Below are 3,666 nucleotides of genomic sequence, written 5' to 3'. Positions count from 1 at the left end.
AATTGCGTAGCAGAAGGCACAGGTTCAATTACAGAAACAGTATTTGAAAACCGTTTTATGCATATTCACGAGTTAATGCGCATGGGGGCTGACGTTAAGCTCGAAGGCAACACTGCGATCATTACCGGGGTTGAGCAATTACATGCTGCGCCTATTATGGCAACTGACCTTCGTGCCTCTGCTTCATTGGTAATTGCGGGGCTTGTTGCGAAAGGTGATACGCTTGTTGATCGTATTTACCATGTTGATCGTGGTTACGAATGCATTGAAGAAAAACTGCAGCTACTGGGTGCAAAAATAAAGCGCCTGCCTAGTTAGACGGTGAAGTTTAAGAGTAAAAAATTATGTCAGAGAATCTAATAATTGCTTTGTCAAAAGGGCGCATCTTGAAAGAGACGCTTCCGCTGATTAAAGAGGCTGGAATCGAGCCGCTAGAAGATGTCACCAGTAGTCGAAAGCTGATTTTTGATACCACTGTAGAGAATGTGAAAATGATTATTCTCCGGGCCACCGATGTGCCTTCATATGTTCAATTCGGCGGCGCAGATATCGGTGTTACCGGAAAAGATGTCCTAATGGAACATGGCGCGGATGGCCTATACGAGCCATTAGATTTAGGTATTGCCAAATGCAAGTTAATGACTGCTGCGAAAAAAGGTAGTGTTAGCCCTAAGGGAAGAATTCGTGTTGCCACTAAGTTTGTAAACCTGGCTAAAGCATTCTATTCGCAGCAAGGTATTCAGACTGACATCATCAAGCTGTATGGGGCGATGGAGTTGGCGCCCCTATTAGATTTAGCTGATGAAATTGTCGATATCGTCGATACCGGAAATACCCTAAAAGCAAATGGCTTAGAGCCAAGGGAAATGATTCACCCTGATATTACAACTCGTCTTGTTGTGAATCGTGCGTCAATGAAAATGAAGCACGCACAAATTCAACCAATTATTGAAAAAATGAAGAAAGCCGTTAAATAAAGCTATCAAAGCTGACCTTCGGTGAGTTATGACTATTAACACAGGAAAATCTCAATGGTAGATATTAAACGTTTATCCAGTACTGATGATAATTTTGAAGCTGCTGTAAAGCAATTGGTTGCATGGGATGATCAGCTTGATCATGACGTTCATGCGACGGTCAAAACGATTCTGGATGACGTTAAATCTACTGGCGACGATGCCTTGGTTAAATACACTTCTAAGTTTGATGGTTTGAGTGTTGGAAGTGCCTCTGAGCTAGAGATTCCAAAGGCACGCTTAATGGAAGCGCTTCAAAGCCTACCTACCGATCAAAAGCAGGCTTTGGAGATCTCTGCACAGCGGGTAAAAGGCTATCACGAAAAACAGAATCAGGGTTCTTGGGACTTTACTGAAGTGGATGGCACGCGCCTTGGCCAGCGAGTAGTACCACTTGATAAGGCAGGTTTGTATGTGCCAGGTGGTAAAGCGGCTTATCCTTCGTCTGTTTTGATGAATGCTATTCCTGCAAAGGTAGCAGGTGTGCCTGAGGTCATCATGGTGGTGCCAACACCTAAGGGTGAAGTTAACGAGCTTGTATTGGCAGCTGCGGCGCTTTCCGGCGTCGACCGTGTCTTCACTATTGGGGGGGCTCAAGCGGTTGCAGCCTTAGCTTACGGTACAGCGACTGTTCCAGCAGTCGACAAAATTGTTGGGCCAGGAAATATTTTTGTGGCGACCGCCAAGCGAGAAGTATTTGGTACCGTTGGTATTGATATGATTGCCGGTCCTTCAGAGATTCTTGTGATTTGCGATGGGAAAACTGACCCAGACTGGATTGCAATGGACCTGTTTTCACAGGCAGAGCATGATGAAAACGCTCAGCCTATTTTGATATCACAAGACGAGCAGTTTTTAGATCAGGTTGAAGCCAGTATTAGCAAATTGTTGCCAACGATGGAGCGTGAGGAAATAATCACAGCATCGCTGGTATCCAGGGCAGCATTCATTAAGGTCGACTCTCTGAGCCAAGCGGCTCATGTTAGCAACCTGATAGCACCTGAGCACCTGGAGTTATCAGTAGAAGATCCCGATGCCTTGTTGACAGAGATTCGCCATGCAGGCGCAATCTTTATGGGCCGCTATACCGCCGAAGCGCTTGGTGACTATTGTGCTGGACCTAACCATGTATTACCAACTTCTGGAACTGCACGCTTTTCTTCGCCTCTAGGTGTGTACGATTTCCAGAAACGCTCTTCGATTTTGCACTTCTCAGCAGAGGGTGCAAGTGAGTTAGGGAAGGTGGCATCGGTACTTGCTCGTGGTGAAGGATTGACAGCCCACGCTCGTTCCGCTGAATATCGCATCAAGTAGCTTAGGTCCGTAATCATGTCGGTTAACTTACAAGAATTGAGTACCTATCTTCAGCAATATTTATCGGTTGATAAGATTAAGGACTATTGCCCGAACGGTATCCAGGTAGAAGGTCGAGCTTCTGTTAAGCGAATCGTTGGTGGAGTAACCGCCTCCCAAGCATTAATAGATGCGGCAGTAGAGCAGAATGCTTGTGCTATTTTGGTTCATCATGGTTACTTTTGGAAAGGTGAAGCTCAGCCTATTACGGGTATTAAGAAAAAGAGAATTAAGCAGTTACTTGTCAACGACATTAGTCTCTTAGCTTACCACCTACCTGTCGATATTCATGCAGAGTGTGGAAATAACGCTCAGCTCGCGCTGCGTCTTGGTATCGATATAACGGGGCCACTGGAACTCGGAAACCCGCGTTCTGTGGGGCAGGTTGGTCGCTTAGATAAGGCGGTAACAGTTGAGCAGTTTTCCGAGCATGTGACTAACAAGCTAGGTCGCCAATGCGAGTTTGTTGGTGAGCCTAACCGGTTAATACAGAATATTGGGTTTTGTACTGGTGCAGCCCAGGGGATGATTGACCTTGCAGTGAGTCAGAACCTTGATGCTTACCTAAGTGGTGAGATATCCGAGCCAACCGTTCACGTCGCAAGAGAAACCGGGGTCGCCTATTTCGCCGCAGGCCATCATGCGACCGAGAAAGGGGGGATTCAAGCACTTGGGCAACATTTACAGGAAAAGTTTGATATCGAGTTTGAGTTTATCGATATCGATAATCCAGTTTAATGGCCTAGATTCTTGGTGGCTCTTTAACAAGCAGCTCTTCTTCTTGCTCCGAGCTAACTTCTTTTTTAGTAATGCCATAAGTTTCTGACAGTGTGCCTGTGTCGGCGTCGCTATTCTTTGGAGCATAGTCCATAGGTGGTGTGTAAACTTCAGCGCGGGGTTTCTGTGCAGCACTATCAGTACTTGCGTTAGATTGGCCGATTGCGAGAAAATCTTCAGCTTGCTCTTCATTGCACAAGCGGCTTGCGCCTTTGGCGAGCTGCTCATGCACCTCTCGGTAGCTTTTATTGAGGGTGTGTACAGCTTGCGCGGTATCCATAAAGTGTTCACTGACCTCAGCCTGGTACTTTTCATGACGAGCCTGTAGCTCGGCTAATTTTTGTTCCAAACGTTTATTCTTACTTGCTTCGCCTTGGACAGATCGATGAAAGACCGCTCCCACGACAATGCCTAAAAAGAACAGACCCACACCCGACAGAAGTTGAATCATTGTTTCGCTCACAGACTACTCTCACTCTTATGGCTAACTAGAAATGTTAGTTATATAAAAAACTAAAAT

4 protein-coding genes and 1 pseudogene are annotated in these 3,666 nt (G+C 45.9%); 4 read left to right on the top strand and 1 reads right to left on the bottom strand.

Features of this window, described 5'->3' with window-relative positions; genetic code table 11:
- From A3766_RS13450 to A3766_RS13435, 4 genes and pseudogenes are all read left to right on the top strand, one after another.
- Nucleotides 1-318: pseudogene (locus A3766_RS13450) on the top strand (UDP-N-acetylglucosamine 1-carboxyvinyltransferase); the annotation flags it as partial.
- Nucleotides 319-344: 26 nt separating this feature from the next.
- On the top strand, nt 345-977 hold the full coding sequence (hisG, locus tag A3766_RS13445) for an ATP phosphoribosyltransferase (RefSeq protein ID WP_068511138.1): 633 nt from the start codon (nt 345-347) through the stop codon (nt 975-977).
- A gap of 48 nt (nt 978-1,025) precedes the next feature.
- Nucleotides 1,026-2,330 (top strand): histidinol dehydrogenase, encoded by a 1,305-nt coding sequence (gene hisD / locus A3766_RS13440; RefSeq protein WP_369808150.1) that lies wholly within the window; start codon nt 1,026-1,028, stop codon nt 2,328-2,330.
- 15 nt (nt 2,331-2,345) lie between these two features.
- A complete protein-coding gene (locus tag A3766_RS13435) occupies nt 2,346-3,107 on the top strand; it encodes a Nif3-like dinuclear metal center hexameric protein (RefSeq protein ID WP_068511135.1) in 762 nt (253 codons plus the stop codon).
- A 4-nt stretch (nt 3,108-3,111) separates the two neighbouring features.
- Here A3766_RS13435 and A3766_RS13430 read toward each other — a convergent pair whose 3' ends face one another.
- Nucleotides 3,112-3,609: a YhcB family protein gene (locus A3766_RS13430; RefSeq protein WP_068642351.1), complete on the bottom strand. Its 498-nt coding sequence runs from the start codon at nt 3,607-3,609 to the stop codon at nt 3,112-3,114.
- Nucleotides 3,610-3,666 lie beyond the last annotated feature (57 nt).

The sequence above is a fragment of the Oleiphilus sp. HI0132 genome (assembly GCF_001635845.1).
This window is presented reverse-complemented; position numbering and strand designations above follow the sequence as displayed.